We start from the raw sequence: 751 nt of genomic DNA on the forward strand, positions 1-751 counted from the left end.
GTTCGAGAAGCTCGAGGGCTGCGTCACCTGCCTCTCGGTCCGCGTCCGCTGACGGCGGAGGCGGGAGGTGCCACCGGGCCGGAGAGCTTCGGGCAGCCTTGAAGGCTATACCCCGGCTATGTGCTCCGTCCAGCGGCCGCCGCGATCCGGCGGTTCCCCCGCCTCCGCCGTCAGCGGACGCGGACCGAGAGGCAGGTGACGCAGCCCTCGAGCTTCTCGAACTCCGAGACGTCCACGGTGAGGACGCGGTAGCCCAGACTCCGCAGCAGCTCGGCGCTCCGGGGAGCGGAGGCGGCCATCAGGAGGGTGTCGTCGTCGAGGACGACCACGTGGGCGCCCGGCTCCTCGGGCATCGGCAGGAAGGAGGGGAACAGGCGCGGCTCGTCGACGACCGGCTCCCAGCCGATGACCGTGCCGTCGGGCAGCGCGGTCACGGCGCTCTTGAGGTGCAGCACCTTGGTCAGCGGGACCGCGACGACGTCGTACCCGCGGGGGCGGAGGATCGCGCGCAGCTGGGCGACCCCCGCCGCGTCGGTCCGGCCTCCGCGGCCGACGTAGACCGTCGATCCCACCTTGAGGACGTCGCCGCCGTCGAGCGTGCCCGGCTCCTCGATGCGGTCGACCGTCAGGCCGAGGGCGCGGACGGCCTCCTCGGCGCCCGCCGTCTCTCCGCGGCGGGACTCCGCTCCGGACCGGGCGATCACGGCGTGGTCGCCGAAGACGACGACCGCGTCCTCGAGGAAGACGGAGT

The 751-nt window shown here is 73.5% G+C and carries 1 protein-coding gene; it reads right to left on the minus strand.

Annotated elements, in window-relative coordinates:
- Positions 1 to 170: 170 nt before the first annotated feature.
- On the minus strand, positions 171 to 751 hold a 581-nt coding region (locus tag C5C27_RS17565), incomplete at its 5' end, for a dimethylarginine dimethylaminohydrolase family protein (protein ID WP_374954451.1).

The organism is Rathayibacter sp. AY2B7, from assembly GCF_002931635.1.
GTDB lineage: Bacteria > Actinomycetota > Actinomycetes > Actinomycetales > Microbacteriaceae > Rathayibacter.